Annotated in this window: 12 protein-coding genes and 1 tRNA gene; 8 read left to right on the top strand and 5 right to left on the bottom strand. The window is 61.1% G+C overall.

The annotated features are described in order from the left end of the window. Window positions 1–5: 5 nt before the first annotated feature. Window positions 6–200: a hypothetical protein gene (locus ACTNB2_RS03265; RefSeq protein ID WP_229770727.1), complete on the top strand. Its 195-nt coding sequence runs from the start codon at window positions 6–8 to the stop codon at window positions 198–200. A 132-nt stretch (window positions 201–332) separates the two neighbouring features. Here ACTNB2_RS03265 and ACTNB2_RS03260 read toward each other — a convergent pair whose 3' ends face one another. The 3 genes from ACTNB2_RS03260 to ACTNB2_RS03250 all read right to left on the bottom strand — a co-directional run bounded on the left by ACTNB2_RS03260 (window position 333) and on the right by ACTNB2_RS03250 (window position 3,797). After that, the gene (locus ACTNB2_RS03260; protein WP_441041756.1) at window positions 333–1,832 is read right to left on the bottom strand and encodes a hypothetical protein; all 1,500 of its coding nucleotides are present in this window, start codon (window positions 1,830–1,832) and stop codon (window positions 333–335) included. A 232-nt stretch (window positions 1,833–2,064) separates the two neighbouring features. After that, complete coding sequence (locus ACTNB2_RS03255; RefSeq protein ID WP_154518417.1) at window positions 2,065–3,072, bottom strand: DUF5692 family protein; 1,008 nt, start codon at window positions 3,070–3,072, stop codon at window positions 2,065–2,067. Between the two features lie 62 nt (window positions 3,073–3,134). After that, entirely contained in the window at window positions 3,135–3,797 is a 663-nt protein-coding gene (locus ACTNB2_RS03250; protein ID WP_427719312.1) for a TetR/AcrR family transcriptional regulator, read from the bottom strand. 189 nt (window positions 3,798–3,986) lie between these two features. Here ACTNB2_RS03250 and ACTNB2_RS03245 point away from each other — a divergent pair, with 189 nt between their 5' ends. From ACTNB2_RS03245 to ACTNB2_RS03215, 7 genes are all read left to right on the top strand, one after another. Beyond that, complete coding sequence (locus ACTNB2_RS03245) at window positions 3,987–6,764, top strand: FAD-dependent oxidoreductase (protein WP_441041755.1); 2,778 nt, start codon at window positions 3,987–3,989, stop codon at window positions 6,762–6,764. Window positions 6,765–6,962: 198 nt separating this feature from the next. Then, entirely contained in the window at window positions 6,963–7,391 is a 429-nt protein-coding gene (locus tag ACTNB2_RS03240; protein WP_441041753.1) for a hydrogenase maturation nickel metallochaperone HypA/HybF, read from the top strand. Window positions 7,392–7,769: 378 nt separating this feature from the next. Next, window positions 7,770–8,759: a PTS sugar transporter subunit IIB gene (locus ACTNB2_RS03235; protein WP_154518426.1), complete on the top strand. Its 990-nt coding sequence runs from the start codon at window positions 7,770–7,772 to the stop codon at window positions 8,757–8,759. An 18-nt stretch (window positions 8,760–8,777) separates the two neighbouring features. Beyond that, window positions 8,778–9,596 (top strand): PTS mannose/fructose/sorbose transporter subunit IIC, encoded by an 819-nt coding sequence (locus tag ACTNB2_RS03230; protein WP_055285302.1) that lies wholly within the window; start codon window positions 8,778–8,780, stop codon window positions 9,594–9,596. 16 nt (window positions 9,597–9,612) lie between these two features. Beyond that, complete coding sequence (locus ACTNB2_RS03225; RefSeq protein ID WP_154518429.1) at window positions 9,613–10,533, top strand: PTS system mannose/fructose/sorbose family transporter subunit IID; 921 nt, start codon at window positions 9,613–9,615, stop codon at window positions 10,531–10,533. Window positions 10,534–10,653: 120 nt separating this feature from the next. Next, the gene (locus tag ACTNB2_RS03220) at window positions 10,654–11,052 is read left to right on the top strand and encodes a DUF956 family protein (protein WP_441041751.1); all 399 of its coding nucleotides are present in this window, start codon (window positions 10,654–10,656) and stop codon (window positions 11,050–11,052) included. Between the two features lie 331 nt (window positions 11,053–11,383). Beyond that, window positions 11,384–11,459 (top strand) — tRNA-Arg (locus tag ACTNB2_RS03215). 428 nt (window positions 11,460–11,887) lie between these two features. On the opposite strand, the gene pknB is transcribed toward ACTNB2_RS03215, so the two are convergent. Then, a complete protein-coding gene (pknB, locus tag ACTNB2_RS03210) occupies window positions 11,888–13,837 on the bottom strand; it encodes a Stk1 family PASTA domain-containing Ser/Thr kinase (protein ID WP_427795137.1) in 1,950 nt (649 codons plus the stop codon). A gap of 133 nt (window positions 13,838–13,970) precedes the next feature. Then, window positions 13,971–16,841 carry an FtsW/RodA/SpoVE family cell cycle protein gene (locus tag ACTNB2_RS03205; RefSeq protein WP_441041749.1) on the bottom strand — a complete coding sequence of 957 codons (2,871 nt, stop codon included), beginning with the start codon at window positions 16,839–16,841 and terminating at the stop codon, window positions 13,971–13,973. Between the last annotated feature and the right edge of the window lie 10 nt (window positions 16,842–16,851).

The following is a 16,851-nucleotide window of genomic DNA, read 5'->3' as shown; positions in this document are numbered from 1 at the left end:
TGCAGATGAAAGACGAGAACGAGACGAACGCACCGGCGCCTGAGTCAGCGCCCGCCGCACCCAAGCCTGCGCCTAAGCCGGCACCCAAGCCGCGCGACCCCTACATCCGTGCCGAGAACGAGGACGACGACGGCTACGATCCCTACAGCGATCGCCGCCCCGAGCGCGAGCCGATGTTCGAAGCCGATCCGTGGCGCTAACTCCTGCAGGGTAGCTAATTTGGGACGGGGCTTTTTTAGCTGCCCCGGCTGGTAATGTGCCGGCTTAGTCGATTAACGGTCGGGGCAGCTAAAAAAGCCCCGTCCCAAATTAGCTACCCTCGCTGCGGCCGGCTAGTCTTGGGCCTTGATGCTTGGCATCAGAATCTGGGCGAGGTAGTCGGTCTCGAGTTTGGTCGCGGCGTCTGCCTTGCCGTCTTTGCCGACCAGTACGTTCTTGATCTGGCTATAGGTATAGCGGTTGCCGGTTGTGAGCTCGACAAGATCGATGGCCGTGTCCATGGGGTAGGTCGACACGGGGTCTTGCGTGCGCCCGTTGATGGTCTGGGGCACCACATACGGATAGACGGGGCCGCTGGCGTAGACCGTGTAGCCGTTGCCAAGGCTTGCCGCACCTAAAACCGTATCGCCCTTATCGGGCGTAAAGCTCTCGCCGTCGCGCACTGCGACAAGCGTCACGATCGGCGTATTGCTGTCGCTGGCAAGATAGATGCACAGCGTATTGCCGTTTTGCCAAGTCGCGACTTTGCCGTACCACTCAACGGGAATATCGAGCTGATACAGGTCCGTTGCCTTATGCCGAGCATCGGCGTCGCGGGCCGCCTGCGCCTCGCGGGAACTTATGGCATTGACGGCGGCGTCACGGCGCGCGGTTGCCGTCTGCTGGAGCACCTTTGCGACCGCGGCAGAGCTCGCGCCACCCTCCTCGGCGTACTTGGCCGCGGCATCGATCTGGTCGTCGGTCACCGTGTCTGCCGAAGGTACCTTAAGCTTAAAGGATGCCTGAGCGCTCAGGTCCTGCCCGTCGCTCTTTACGCTAACCTGCGCCTTGGTGGTTGGCACGGTGTAAATGGTACCGTCGACTGCGATGGGGGACCCAGCGATGGAGAGCGTATAGTCGCCAGGCAGCAGCTTAATACCGCGACCGCGCTCATCAACATAGAGCGTCTCGCTCACGGAGGAGCCGTCAGAGTCTTGCCCGCTCACCTGCACGGGAATCTTGGAGCCGGTGGAACAGTCGAGCCCTGCGGCATGTACGCCAATCTGCACCGACATCATGGTGTGGGCGTTGACGGCAGCGACGGCGGCCTGTTCTTGTTGGTATCCGTTCCAAGCGGCATAGCCCGCGCCGCCGGCAACGAGCGCGGCGGCAACGACGCCGGCAACCATCAAATTGCGTCGCTTGGGCGACATCTTGTGATGGCGAGCCTTGGCTTCGCGTGCCGAGGGAACGGACGGCAGGGGAATATCGCCCATGGCGATGGTCTCGTCGACGGCCGGCGCAGAACCCAGGCCAGGAAGCTCGCGGGTGAGCGAGTCGTCGGCAGGCAAGCTGCCAAGCAGGGCGGTCTCTTCTCCCGAGGCGGATTCCGACTGGACGTCGTCCTTGCTATCGTCCTCTTCGGCTTCGGCTTCGGCTTCGGCCTCGTCAGAAGCGTCTTTGGCGTCGCTGCCTTCGTCCTCAGTGCCTTCGCGCACCTCGTCCTGCGCGTCGACGGCCAAATCGCTCAACGAGAGCTCGTCTAGCGCAATCCGGTCAAGGCTCTCCAGGGCCTCGGCACATGCTTCCGCATCCTGGGCCGCATCCTCGCGGCCACGTGTCTCATCGCTCATATATCCCCCAATGCAATATCGGCTCAACACTGTACCCAAAAATGGAGCCATATAAAGCGCATGCGAAATATAAGATCCGATTTAACCCGAGCGTATCGTTCAGCCGCATCCTCGCGGCAGCAAAAGGCCCCCGGAACGCGAACGAATCACGTTTCGGGGGCTCTGCAGTGCGTTGAGTTGCGCGGAGCCGGCTATGCCGCTTCGTGCTCAAGCGATGTTTGCGTCAGGCGCGTTACTCGGCGTGCGCGTAATCAACCTTGGCGCGACGGGCAGTGGCCTTCTCCCAATCGCTGGTGCCCTCAAAGACATCCTGCTTGTAGGGGTTGCGGCCGAGCTTCTTGGCACGGTAGGCGACGTAGATGATCGCGGCGATGTTGGCGACCAGTGCGACGATCGAGACCGCGGTGGCGGCGCCGGGGTCGAGCGTGGAGTGCGTCACAAAGATGGACTCCTCCTGGAAGTAGGGGAACACCTGGGCAAACATGCACCAAATGGCCAGCGTAAAGGCGCGGTTCTGGATCCAGCCGCCCTTGTTCCAGATAAAGGCGGCGACGGTGGGCGCCAGCAGCAGCGCAAAGCCGCAGAACCAGGAGTGGGTGGGCAGGCAGTTGTAGGTGTAGCAGAAGTTCCAGATATCGTAGGCGATGATGTAGACCCAGGTCATGTCGGGCCACAGCATGTCGGTCTTGTCCTCGGAGGCGTAGACGCTCCACCAACCGGTCATGCAGAAGATGTTGATGATGCCCGCGATGCCGTTGAACACGTTGTTCCAGCCGGCCAGCTGCGTAGCACCTTCGGAGGTGACCCAGGTGGACTCGCCCAGGACAAAGAAGTGATAGGCGCTCTCAAAGTCGGACACGACGGCGATCAAGATGTTGATGGCGACGATCACAAACGGCCATGCGCGGAACCAATGCGCCTTGCCGATCTTGCCCCACTGGTACTTAATGGCAATGAAGCCCCAGCAGCCGGCCAGCGCCGCGTATACCTTGGCGTAATGGAACCAGCTGTTCTGGTATACATGGGTGGGGTTGGTGAGCGCCCACTCGGCACCCTGCGAAACGCCGACGGCGATGGCGATGCAGTAGATGGTCATGGCCAGCGGAGCCACGCCAAAGATGATGGCCGCGCCGAGCTTGGTACGGCGGCCGACCTCGTTGAGTACGATCAAGCCGATAAAGACCATCGCCCAGCCGGCCCAGTGGATAAGGGTATCGCTACCCCAAACATCGAACAGCATGCTGCTCTCCTTTCATACGCCCGCGGCCCCTCTTCCGTCGCGGGCAGTTTGGCCAAATGTCATCAGTTCCTGGGCTTGCGCTCGGAATACTTGGCGGTGTAGCCCTCGATGTGGAGTGTCGAGGCGATAATCTCCTTAACCGTCTCGTCGGGCACATCGGGGTGCGTGCGGATGTACATCAACAGCCCCATGATGAGGGTGTAAAACGTCTCGTAGACATGGTCGATGCGCAGGTCATGATGGGCGACAAAGTCCACCACGGTGGTGTCGCAGATGTATTGCGCCACGCGCTGGACCACGTTGTGCAGAAAGCCGCCGTAGAGCGCGCCGCTGCTCGAGATGAGCGTGCTCGGCAGCTCGTGGCCGCTCACAACCAGGCGCTTAAAGAGCGGGGCGACGGTGTCGAGTGCGCCCTCGATATCACCGACGATGCGGCTGGCATTCCACTGCTCGAGCTCGGAGATAAAACCGTCGATTGCCTCGTCCATGACGGCGGTGACGGCGGCGTCCATGTCGACGAAGTAGTGGTAGAACAGCGAGCGCGTGCAGCCGGCTCGCTTGGTCACGGCCGAGACGGATAGATGGGACACGCCCAGCTCGGAGCTCACGGCGCGCACGGCGGCGAGAATCTCGCGACGGCGCTCGTCACCTGTCAGGCGCTTTGCCGCGCTGTCGGGCGTGGGGACGGCGTCGGCCACAGGGGTGTTCGCTGCGTTATCGCTCATGCGCTTGCCGCCTTTCATCCGTTTGGGCCCGACCGTTCGCCTAATAGTCTTGAATAGTGTTGACGGTTCGTCAATACTATTTTTGACATAATGTCAACAATGGCGGGTGAACGGCATGGGGGCATGCCCGGCCTGCAAAAAAGAGGGGCGCTGCGGCCTCGTCGGGCTGCGGCAAGAGAAGGGACAACCATGATTCTCAACGGACCGGGAATTAGCTACACCGAGCCCGACATCGGTTCGGAGTTCGTGCCGCCGCTGCCGGAACATCCGCGCGAGGCCATTGTCAAGCTGTGCGAGCATTGCACCAACCGTCTGCTGCATCGCGACGAGCTGCTGGGCTACGAGTACTGGTCGTTTGCCGAGGCCGCAACCGACGAGCAGGCCGAAGTGCTCTGCAAGATGAAGATGCGCCGTCCCTATACGCTGCCCGAGATGGTCAAGCTCACCGGCATGCCCGAGGCCCAGATCGAGAAGATGCTCGACGACATGAGCTACACGGGTCTGCTCGAGTACAACTGGGAAAATCCCGAGCGCGCCAAGCAGTGGGTACTGCCCATGCTGGTGCCGGGTTCCGCCGAGTTCCTCAACATGCGCGTGAGCCAGCTCGAGGAGCATCCGGTCTATGCCAAGTTCTTTGAGCAGGCGTCCAAGGGGCCGCTGTCCAAAGCCACGCCGATGGTGCCGCCCGGAGGCGCCGGCATTGGCATGCACGTCATTCCGGTCGAGAAGGCTATCGATGCTTCGAGCACCTCGGTGCCGATCGAGCATATCGAGCATTGGCTCGACAAATACGAGGGCAAATATGCCGCCAGCACCTGCAGCTGCCGCGCGAGCCGTCGTGTGATGGGCGAGGGCTGTGCCGACGACCCCGCCGACTGGTGCATTGCCGTGGGCGATATGGCCGACTATGTGGTTGAGACCGACCGCGGCCATTATGTGACGCGTGAGGAGGTCTATGACATCTTGCGCCAGGCCGAGGACAACGGCTTTGTGCACCAGATCACCAATATCGACGGCGAGAACAAGATCTTCGCCATCTGCAACTGCAACGTCAACGTGTGCTACGCCCTGCGCACCTCGCAGCTGTTCAACACGCCCAACCTGTCGCGCTCGGCCTATGTCGCCAAGGTCGAGAAGGACAAGTGCGTAGCCTGCGGTCGCTGCGTTGAGGTGTGCCCGGCCGGTGCCGTCAAGCTCGGCCAGAAGCTCTGCAGCAAAAAGGCCGGCGGACAGGTGCCCGAGTATCCGCGCCAGGAGCTGCCCGATGCCACCAAGTGGGACCACACCAAGTGGTCGCCCAACTACCGCAACGACAACCGCATCGAGACACACGATTCCGGCACCGCGCCCTGCAAGACGGCCTGCCCCGCGCACATTGCCGTTCAGGGCTATCTGAAGCTCGCGGCGCAGGGCCGCTATGACGAGGCGCTAGCGCTCATCAAGCGCGAGAACCCGCTGCCCGCTATCTGCGGCCGTGTGTGCAATCGCCGCTGCGAGGATGCCTGCACCCGCGGTCGCGTGGACGAGGCCGTGGCCATCGACGAGGTCAAGAAGTTTATCGCCCAGCGCGATCTGGATGCCGCGACCCGCTATGTCCCACCTGTGGTGACCCCGACGCGTGCCGGCGGCTTCGACCAGAAGATCGCCATCATCGGTGCCGGTCCGGCCGGCCTGTCCTGCGCTTTCTACCTGGCCGAGAAGGGCTACAAGCCCGTCGTGTTCGAGAAGAATGAGCGTCCGGGCGGCATGCTCACCTATGGCATTCCCAGCTTTAAGCTGCAGAAGGATGTGATCGAGGCCGAGGTCGAGGTCATTCGCCTGATGGGCGCCGAGTTCCGCTATGGCGTGGAGGTCGGTCGCGATGTGACGCTTGACGAGCTGCGCGAGCAGGGCTTTAAGGCCTTTTATGTTGCCATTGGCTGCCAGGGCGGCCGCCTCGCCGGTATTCCGGGCGAGGATGCCGAGGACGTGACCGTGGCCGTCGACTTTTTGCGCAAGGTCAACAGTGGCAAGATCGAAGCGCTGCCCGGCCGCACCATCGTGGTGGGCGGCGGCAACGTGGCTATCGACGTCGCGCGCAACGCCTGCCGTCTGGGTTCCGAGCACGTTGAGATGTTCTGCCTGGAGAGCGAGGCCCAGATGCCCGCCAGCGAGGAGGAGCGTCGCGAGGCCGTTGAGGACGGCGCCCACATCAGCTGCGGCTGGGGCCCCAAGGAGGTCCATCTTGACGAGGCCGGTCGTGTGTGCGGTATCACCTTCAAGCGCTGCACGCGTGTCTTTGACGACGAGGGCCGTTTTGCGCCCGAGTACGACGAGAACGACCTGCGTCGTGTCGACGCCGACCGCGTGGTCATGTCGATCGGTCAGTCCATCGTGTGGGGCGACCTGCTGGCTGGCTCCAAGGTGGAGCTTGGCCGCGGCCAGGGTGCCCTTGCCGATCCTCAGACCTACCAGACCGCTGAGCCCGACATCTTTGTGGGCGGCGACGTCTACACCGGTCCGAGCTTTGCCATCAACGCCATCGCTGCCGGTCACGAGGCCGCCGTGTCCATCCACCGCTTTGTGCAACCGGGCTCCACGCTCACCATCGGCCGTAACCAGCGCCGCTACATCGCGCTCGACCGCGACGATGTCGTGATCGAGAGCTACGACAACGCGAGCCGCGAGGTGGCACATGTCGACCGCGAGCGCGAGAAGGCCGCGCCCTTTAGCGAGTACATCGAGACCTTTACCGAGGAGCAGGTACGCGCCGAGACCGCTCGCTGCCTGGGTTGCGGTGCCTCGATCGTCGACCCCAACAAGTGCATCGGCTGCGGTCTGTGCACTACCAAGTGCGCGTTCGATGCCATCCACCTGGATCGCGACCGCCCCGAGTGCTCCACGATGGTCAAATACGAGCAAAAGCTCCCCAGCTTGGGTAAGTACGCGCTCAAGCGTGCCATCAAGATCAAATTCGGGAAGAAGTAATGAGGTTCCGCCGTTCTAACGAACGGCGGCACTGCCGACGCTGCGCGGCGCCCAGATACCCCATCTTGCCCCTCAACTGCGGCGCCGCGGGCAAAAAGCCCAGCGGACGCCTTGTTTCGGGGCAACCTGGGGCACCTGGATCGCCGCTCGCTGACGTTTGGCTGACATCGCATCAACCGTTGCCGAAAGGTTTCTACCTTGCATGAATTGGGAATCGTCTATCACATTATTCGCGATGTCGAGAACGTGGCGCGCGCCAATGGCGTGAGTCGCGTTTCGAGCGTCACGCTGCTGCTGGGCGAGGTCTCGGGCGTCGTTCCCGACTTGCTGCTCGACGCTTGGCGCTGGGCGGCAGATAAAAAGCCTATCACCGAGGGCGCGGAGCTTATCGTGGAGCCTGTCGAGGCCGTGACGCATTGCGAGGCGTGCGGCCGCGACTATGCGACGGTCGAGCACGGCAAGATCTGCCCCCATTGCGGTAGCGGCGAGACATACCTGCTGCAGGGCCAGGAGGTCATGATCAAGCAGATTGAGACCCCCGACGAGGACCCGGCAGATGCTGCTCCCGACGGCCTCTCCGACGCCCCCGATGCCGTCGACGCTGCCAACCCCCTCCACATCGTCTAGCCCCTAGTCGTTGGGGACGTTCTTGTTTGACTAGTCGTTTAAGAACGTCCCCAATGACTACTTACGTTAGTGCACAAGTCACGCTAATAGTCAAGTTATGTCTGTTTAAACAAAATAACTGCAGTACAAGCGCATTTGCGCTTGCCTAAAATCGATATTAATGACCAGCCTGCTTGTATCTGTAAAATGAATGGCTTGATAAGTGACGCCATGGCGTGTAATCCGTCAAAAAGCAGTAACGTAATCAACTTGTAACAAACCTAGACGTTTAAACAAATTATCCAATCATTCGCATTTTTCTCTATAATTTTACAGGACGAACAGGTATACTCCTTTCATGTCGTGTAGGAAATACGTAGACAAAGAGGAGGTTATGTGATGGTAAGTATTGTTCTTGCTAGCCACGGGGACTTGGCAGCCGGAATCAAGCAGACGGGCTCGATGGTCTTTGGCGATCAGCCGTCTGTGGCCGTGGTCTCGCTCGAGCCGAGCATGGGCCCCGACGACTTCCGTGCCAAGGTCGAGGAAGCAATCGCTTCCTTCGAGGACCAGGAGCAGGTGCTCTTCCTCGTTGATCTGTGGGGCGGCACGCCGTTCAACCAGATCAGCGGTCTCATCGAGGGCCACGATTCCTGGGCTATCGTCACCGGTGTCAACCTGCCTATGCTCATCGAGGCATATTCGCAGCGCTTTGACGCAAAGAACACTGCACATGCGATCGCAAAACATCTCGTGACTGAGGCTAAGGCTGGCGTGCGCGTCAAGCCCGAGTCTCTGGAGCCCGAGGAGAAGAAGCCGGCCACGGCCGCCGCTGCTCCTGCAGGCGCCATCCCTCCGGGAACGGTCATCGGCGATGGGCACATCAAGATCGCCCACGTCCGTATCGACACCCGTCTGCTGCATGGTCAGGTGGCCACCACGTGGACCAAGCAGATCAACCCCAACCGCATCATCGTGGTTTCCGACGGCGTTGCTCACGACGAGCTCCGCAAGACCATGATCGAGCAGGCTGCCCCTCCGGGAGTCCATGCCAACGTCGTGCCCATCAAGAAGATGGCCGAGGTTGTCAAGGACACGCGCTTTGGTGACACCAAGGCCATGCTGCTCTTTGAGAACCCGCAGGATCTGCTCAAGGCTATCGAGGCCGGCGTCGACATCAAGGAAGTCAACATCGGTTCCATGGCTCACTCCAAGGGCAAGGTCGTCGTCACCAACGCCGTCGCTATGGGCGATGACGACGTTAAGACTCTCGAGGCCCTCAAGGCCAAGGGCGTCAAGTTCGAGGTCCGCAAGGTTCCTTCGGATTCCTCCGAGGATCTCGACGCCATGTTGAAGAAAGCTAAGGCCGAACTGGCCGCTCAAGCATAGTAAAGGAGGGTCCGATACATGTCTGCAATCACTATTCTGCTTGTTGCGATTGTCGCGTTGCTTGCCGGTATGGAAGGCATTCTGGATGAGTTCCAGTTCCATCAGCCGCTCGTGGCATGCACGCTTATCGGTCTCGTAACCGGTCACCTTCAGGAGGGCATCCTCCTGGGCGGTTCGCTCCAGATGATGGCCCTTGGCTGGGCTAACGTCGGCGCCGCCGTCGCGCCTGACGCCGCTCTGGCCTCGGTCGCTTCTTCGATCATCATGGTGCTCGCCCTCAACGGTGGCGCTACCGATTCGGCCAAGGCCGTTACCGCCGCCATCGCCGTCGCCGTCCCGCTGTCGGTCGCTGGTCTGTTCCTGACCATGATCTGCCGTACCCTGGCTACCGCTATCGCTCACGCCATGGACGGTTGCGCCGAGAAGGGCGACTTCTCCGGCATCGAGCGCTGGCAGTACGCCGCCATCCTCATGCAGGGCCTTCGTATCGCCATCCCGGCAGTACTTCTGTGCATCATCCCGGCCGAGGCGGTTACCAACGCGCTTAACGCTATGCCCGACTGGCTGTCCGGCGGCATGGCTGTCGGCGGCGGCATGGTCGCCTCCGTCGGTTACGCCATGGTCATCAACATGATGGCCACCAAGGAGACCTGGCCGTTCTTCATCCTCGGCTTTGTCCTTGCTGCCATCCCTCAGCTCACGCTGATCGCTCTTGGCCTCATCGGCATCTCCCTTGCCCTCATCTACCTTGGCCTCAAGGATCTGGCCAAGCAGGGTGGCGGCATGGGCGGTGGCTCCGGTGACCCGCTCGGCGACATTCTGAACGATTACGAGTAGGAGGGGAGTGATACATATGGCAGAGAACAAGATTCAGCTCACCAAGGCTGACCGCAAGAAGGTTTGCTTCCGTCATCAGTTCCTTCAGGGCTCGTGGAACTACGAGCGTATGCAGAATGGCGGCTGGTGCTTCGCAATGATCCCTGCGATCAAGAAGCTCTACACCAGCAAGGACGACCAGATTTCCGCGCTTAAGCGCCACCTGGAGTTCTATAACACCCATCCCTATGTTTCCGCCCCCGTCATTGGCGTTACCCTCGCTCTCGAGGAGGAGCGCGCCAACGGTGCACCGATCGATGACGTCGCCATTCAGGGCGTCAAGGTCGGTATGATGGGCCCGCTCGCCGGCGTCGGCGACCCCGCCTTCTGGTTCACCCTTCGCCCGATCCTGGGCGCTCTGGGCGCTTCCCTGGCCCTGTCCGGCAGCATCGCCGGTCCGCTGCTGTTCTTCTTCGCGTGGAACATCATCCGTTACGCCTTCCTGTGGTACACGCAGGAGTTTGGCTATAAGGTCGGCTCCTCCATCGCCAAGGACCTCTCCGGCGGTCTGATGGGCAAGGTCACCGAGGGTGCTTCCATCCTGGGTATGTTCATCATCGGCGCCCTGGTCGAGCGCTGGGTGTCCATCTCCTTCACCCCGGTCGTCTCCAAGGTCACGCAGTCTGCCGGCGCTTTCATTGACTGGGCTAACCTGCCTTCCGGTGCCGAGGGCATCAAGGAAGCGCTGACGATGTACAACTCCGTCGGTGCTACCGCTCTTGATCAGGTGAAGGTCACCACGCTTCAGGCTAACCTCGATCAGCTCATCCCCGGCCTTGCTGCCGTGTGCCTGACGCTGTTCGTCTGCAAGCTGCTCAAGAAGAAGGTCAGCCCGATCGTCATCATCCTGGCTCTCTTCGCCGTCGGTATCATCGGTCGCGTTTGCGGCTTCATGTAATCGCGCTTCGGCTTAAGACCGAGAGTTGCTAGGCAAGGGCTTTTGAGCCATTGAAACGGACCGCACCCGGTGGGTACACTGGATGCGGTCCGATTGTTTTATTTGGAGGGCGAGGCGCGCATGGCGCAATCTCAGAACAGCACGGTCGATCTGGCAACACCGGCAACCTGCCTGATGGGGCTTACCAGCCACGGTAACGTGATGGTGGGCAATAAGGCGTTCGAGTATTACAACGAGCGCAATCCCGAGGATTTTATTCAAATTCCGTGGAACGAGGTCGACTATATTGCCGCCGAGGTTTTGCGCGGCACTAAAAAGATCACGCGTTTTGCTATCTTTACCAAGGATAACGGCCACTTTACGTTTTCGACGCGCGACGACAAAGAGACGCTTCGTGCAGTTCGCAAGTACGTCGACGAGGATAAGCTCGTGCGTTCGCCCGACTTTATCGATGTGACGGCCAAGGGCGCCAAGAGCATCCCCTCCGTCATCAAAGGCCTTTTCCACAAAGGCAGCTAGTCGCCTGCGACGTTCTTATACGACTAGTCATTTAAGAATGTCCCCAATAACTACCTGTAGCTCTTCGCGGGATTCGCTGGGGAAATATCATCCCAGTTTGAGCGCCTATTCTGGGATGCAGTTTCCGGAACAGGCTCATTTGGGAAACCATATCCCGTTTCGAGCTCAAATTTCGGGTCGTAGTTTCCTAGAGAGGCCCCATCCGGAAAGCCCGTCCCAGAATTCGTCTGGATAGTGGGACACGCTTTCCGGAAGGCTGTCCCACCGTAACTTCGAAGAGTGGCTATGCGCTGCATGGCAGTGGCGCAAATCTGCTACACTAGTACAACATGCCTCCGTAGCTCAGGGGATAGAGCACCGCTCTCCTAAAGCGGGTGTCGACGGTTCGAATCCGCCCGGGGGCACCAGGGAATATGACGGCGTCGCGGGAGCGGCGCCGTTTCTGGTTTGTGGGGGGCCGCCGGCGGATTCGGGCCGTCGACACCCGCGTCACCGATTTCCCCGCGGGGGGAGTTTTCGAATCCGCCCGGGGGCACCAGAGCAATATCGAGCCCGGTACCACCACGGTGCCGGGCTCTTCTGGTCTAAGGGCCGGATTCGGGCCGTCGACACCCGCGTCACCGATTTCCCCGCGGGGGAGTTTTCGAATCCGCCTGGGGGCACCAGAGCAATATCGAGCCCGGTACCACTGCGGTACCGGGCTCTTCTGGTTTAAAGGCATACCGTAGTTTTCACTGCTTCGGATAAAGAAAGCGCCCGCTTGCTGGGGGAGCAAGCGGGCGCCTGTGAGCGAATATGTTTGTGGCATCAGCTGCTGTGGGCAATGTCTCGATGACTAGTTGGTCGTGCCGGAATCGTCGCCTGAATCGGTGCCAGAGCCAGAAATCGAAACCGTCAGCGTGATCGTGCTGTCGGTGGACTGCTTGCCAGTGGGGGAGACGCCCGTCACGGTGGCGTTTTCGTTACCACTCACGGGGTTGCCGTTCTGATCGCAGAATGCGATGTTGTAGAATCCGGCGTTGTTGAGCGCGGTGACGGCGGAGGAGATACTCTTGCCGTACAGGTTGCCCGGAACGTTTGCCTTGCCGGACTTCTTGGCGATGACGACGGTAATCGTGGCGCCGGGCTTTTGCTTACCGCTGGGGTTCCAGCTAATGACGGTGCCCTCGGTGACGGAATCGTTCTCCTGGTAGGTCACATCGACGCCGAAGCCGGCCATATCGAGGGCGTTGCGTGCCTGAGCCTCGGTCATGTCGGTCAGATCGGGAACGGAGGTGGTGTCGGGTCCACTCGAGACTTTGTACGAAATGGTCGTGCCCTTCTCGACTTCCTTGCCCGCATCGGTGCCCTGTTCAAAGACTTCGCCCTTTTCGGCCTCGTTGGCTTCCTCGGTGGCATTGCCCTTAAGGCCGACGCTTGCCAGCGCCGCCTCTGCCTGGTCCTTGGTCAGACCAACGAGCTGCGGGACATCAACCTTCTCGGAGGGCTTGGGACCCTTGGAGATTACCAGATTCACCTTGGTGCCCTTGGGCTTCTTGGTGTGACCGTTAGGAGTCTGCTCGACAACCTTTCCCTCGTCGACGTCGTCGTTGTAGCTCTGGTCAATGGTTCCGACGTCAAGGCCGGCATCCTTAATCAGTTCGACGGCGGTCTCCTGGTCCTTACCCAACACATCGGGAACCGGGACCTGCTCGCCGCCAAAGAGTCCGGTGGCAAAGGCCACGATGACGCCGATTACGGCTACCGCAGCAACTACGGCGGCGATGATCTTGTTCTTGTTGGATTTGGGCTGCTCGGTGGCGTAAGAGCCGGTTGAACCCGAGACGGAGCTGCGAGCGTTATTTTGTCCGCTCACGCCCGAGACGGGGCGTACCATGGCGCGCGTCTGGTCGGATAGCTCTCGGGTCTTGGTGGCACCCAGGTCGCCAACGGCGCCGATAACGCGCGTAGGCTCCGGCACGTTGACGGCGCGACCAGACAGGTAGCTGTTGAGCACCTGACGCAGCTCGTCGGCCGTCTGGAAACGGTTAGCCGGATCTTTTTCCATGCACTTGAGGATAATGCGCTCAAGATCGGCATCGACACCGGAGTTGATCTGGCTCGGCGGCACGGGCAGCTCGTTGACCTGCTTGAGTGCGACCGAGATGGCATCGTCGCCGTCGAAAGGCACGCGGCCGGTGGCGCACTCGTACATCACGACGCCCAGCGAGTAAATGTCCGAGGTGGGGCCTAGATCCTGCCCGCGGGTCTGCTCGGGGCTTACGTAGTGGGCGGTGCCCAAAACGTTGTTGTCCTGCGTAAGGTGGCTGTTCTTGGCGCGCGCGATGCCAAAGTCCATGACCTTGATGTTGCCGTCGGGCAGCACCATGATGTTCTGCGGCTTAATATCGCGGTGGATGATCTCGTGCTTGTGGGCGACCGAAAGTGCGGAGCTGATCTGCGAGCCGATCTGAGCGACCTTTTTGGGATCAAGGGCGCCGTGGCTCTTGATGCCGCTCTTAAGGTCGGTGCCGCGCAGGTATTCCATGACGATGTAATAGGTGTCGCCGTCCTTGCCCCAATCGTAGACGCCGACGATATAGGGGGAGGAGAGGCCGGCGGCTGCCTGGGCCTCCTGCTTAAAGCGTGCGGCAAAGGTGGCGTCGCCGGCATATTGCGGCAGCATGATTTTGATAGCTACCGTGCGGTCGAGGACCTGGTCCTGTGCACGGTAGACGGTCGCCATGCCGCCTGTCCCTACCTTATCCTTGAGGAGGTATCTTCCCCCGAGGACCCTCTGTTCCATTCCTGCTCCTAACATGACTATTCGCTCAACGATGTGTGTAGTACCAAATTTGAGGCCGCTGGGGCCGTGTGGCGCATTGCCGCTAGTGTTATCGGCCGCGGCACGCCCCATGCTTGCGCATCAATCACGGGCATCACGCTCCCTGGGCGGCAAGCGCCGCGGTCAGGACGATGCCGGCGATCTTTGCCGCCTCGACGTCGTGCTTGTCGTAATCCTCCAAGGCTACCGAGATGGCGACCGTGGGTGAATCGTAAGGCGCAAAACCGACGAACATCGAGTTGACCTTGGTGCCGACGATCTCGGCAGAGCCGGTCTTGCCGGCAACCTTGACGCCCGGAATCTGGGCATCGGTGCCGGTGCCGGATTGAACGACGTCGAGCATGGCCTGTTTGACCTGTTCGGCCGTGGTGGCGCTGACGGCCTGGCCCAGTGAGCGGGACTGCGTGGTCTTGACCACGGTTCCGTCTGGGGCGAGCACCTGGGCAACGAAGAACGGGTCCATGACGACGCCGCTGTTGGCGATGGCCGCCGCGATAACGGCGTTCTGCATGACGGTGGTCTGCGGACCCGGCGTGTGGTCCATGCCGACGGGCTGGCCGGCGCCGGCCCAGGCGAGCTCCCATTCCGTCATCACCGACGGGTCGGGCATGATGGAGGGCGTGGTGGAGAAGTCTTGGCCGAGCGACTGGCCAAACCCAAAGGCGTTCGCCTGGTTGACGAGCGTCTCGGCGCCGAGGTCGCGGGCCAGCTGGCCGTAGGCGACGTTGGACGACACGGCAAACGCGCGGCGGAGCGAGATGGTGCCGTAGCCGATGTCGTCGGCATTGGTGACGGCAGCGCCGCCGATCTCCATCTCGGCCGGAGCGCTATAGGTGGTGTCGAGCGTCGCTGCACCGGACTCGAGCGCCGCCGAAAGCGTGACGACCTTAAACGTGGAGCCCGGAGTATAGAGGGCGTCCATGGCGCGGTCGTACATAGAACCGTCCTCACCGCCACCCGATTGCAGCAGGGCGTCGATGTTGGTGTTGTCGTAGGTGGGCGAGCTGGCACATGCGAGCACCGCGCCAGTGCGCGGGTCCATGACCACAACGGCGCCCTTAAAGCCCTTGAGAGCCTGTTCGGCAGCCGTCTGGATGCGGGAGTCGATGGTGAGTTTGGCGGTGTTGCCCGGCTGGTTTTGGCCCGCGAGCGACGCGATGGCGTTGTTCCAGCTGGAGTAATCCTTGGAACCGGTGAGCGTGTCGTTCATCACGCTCTCGATACCGGCGGTGCCGTACTGCTGGCTCACATAGCCAACCACATGGGCGGCCAGGTTGCCGTTAGGGTAGGAGCGTACGTAGGTGCCGTCCTCCTGTTGCAGCGATTCGGCCAGCGTCACGCCGTCGGACGTGATGATGGAGCCGCGCTGGATGTACTTGGAACGGGCGATGGTGTGATTGTTGGTCGGCATATCCTGGTAATCCTTGGCCTTGATGACCTGGACATAGGTGAGGTTGCCGATGAGGATGGCGAACAGGGCCGTAAAGGCAAATACCGCGCGGGTTAGGCGGTTAGCGAGCGCCACGCGGCCGAGCACGCCAGATTCGGGCGTATCGAGCAGGCGACGACGCATGCGCGAGCCGGTGGAGTGGCTGCCACGGCCGTAGGAAGACGAAGAAGCGAAGCGCGTGCCGGCATGCGCCGCGGCAGAAGCGACCTGGTCGTCAGTGATGGCGGCCATGGTGCCGGTGCCGGTGAGCTCGGCCTCGCGACCGGTGGCCTCATCGCCGGCGCGCAGCAAAAGCGCGACAATGATAAAGCTCGCCAGCAGCGAGGAGCCGCCCTGGCTCATAAAGGGCAGGGTGACGCCGGTCAGCGGAATCAGGCGGGTAACGCCGCCAACGATCAAGAAGGCCTGGAAGCTAATGGCGGCCGTGAGGCCCGTGGCGCTAAATGCGGCAAGGTCGGACTTAGCGCGGGCGGCCGTGGTCAGGCCTCGCACGGCAAAGAGCATAAACAGGACGAGTACGGCGCCGCCGCCCAAAAGGCCCATTTCCTCGCCGATGGCCGAGAAAATGAAGTCGGACTCGACGACGGGGATGTTATTGGCCATGCCATTACCGATGCCAACGCCGATAAGACCGCCGTCAGCCAACGAGAAAAGGGATTGCACAATCTGGTAGCCCTGGCCCTGGGCATCCTTAAAGGGGTCGGCCCAGATCTGGAAACGTACCTGGACATGCGACAGGAACTTGTAGGCGCCCACGGCACCCACTGCCAAAAGCGCAAGGCCGATGACGACATACGAGAAACGTCCCGTGGCGACGTAGAGCATCAGCAAGAAGATGGTGTAGAACAGCACGGCGGAGCCCAAGTCGCGCTCGAAGACAACGACCAGAAGGCATACACCCCACACAGCGAACAGCGGTAGCAGCAGGCGCAGGCGCGGGACCTTGAGGCCCAAGATCTTGCGATTGGAGATGGAGAGTAGCTCGCGGTTCTCGGCTAGGTATCCGGCCAAGAACAATACGATAAAAATCTTGGCGAACTCGCCGGGCTGGATGGTGAAGCCGGCGATGCGAATCCACAGCTTGGAGCCCGAGATGGTGGTGCCGATAAAGATGGGCAGCATCAGCAAGATGATGCCGATGATGCCAAAGGTGTACTTGTAGCGCATGACCACATCGAGATTCTTGATCATCGCGAGCGTGCCCACCATCAGTGCCACCGAGACAAACAGAATGACGAGCTGCGAGATGGCGAGGGCGGGTGCCAGACGCGTTACGAACGTGATGCCGATACCCGAAAGCACAAAGACGATGGGCAGGATGGCCGGATCGGCACCGGGCGCCAGGATGCGCACGGCGATATGCGCCGCGGCGAAGGCGGCAAAAAGACCGATCGGCACGGCGAGCGTTTCAAACGAGATGGAAGCGCCTGCGGTGAGCACGTACATCGCATACAGCAGGATGACGGGGAACGCCGAGGCGATGAGCAAGAGCATTTCGGTGTTGCGGCGACTCATAAGCGGCACT

The organism is Collinsella sp. HCP28S3_G2 (assembly GCF_052065125.1).
Lineage (GTDB): Bacteria > Actinomycetota > Coriobacteriia > Coriobacteriales > Coriobacteriaceae > Collinsella.
This window is presented reverse-complemented; position numbering and strand designations above follow the sequence as displayed.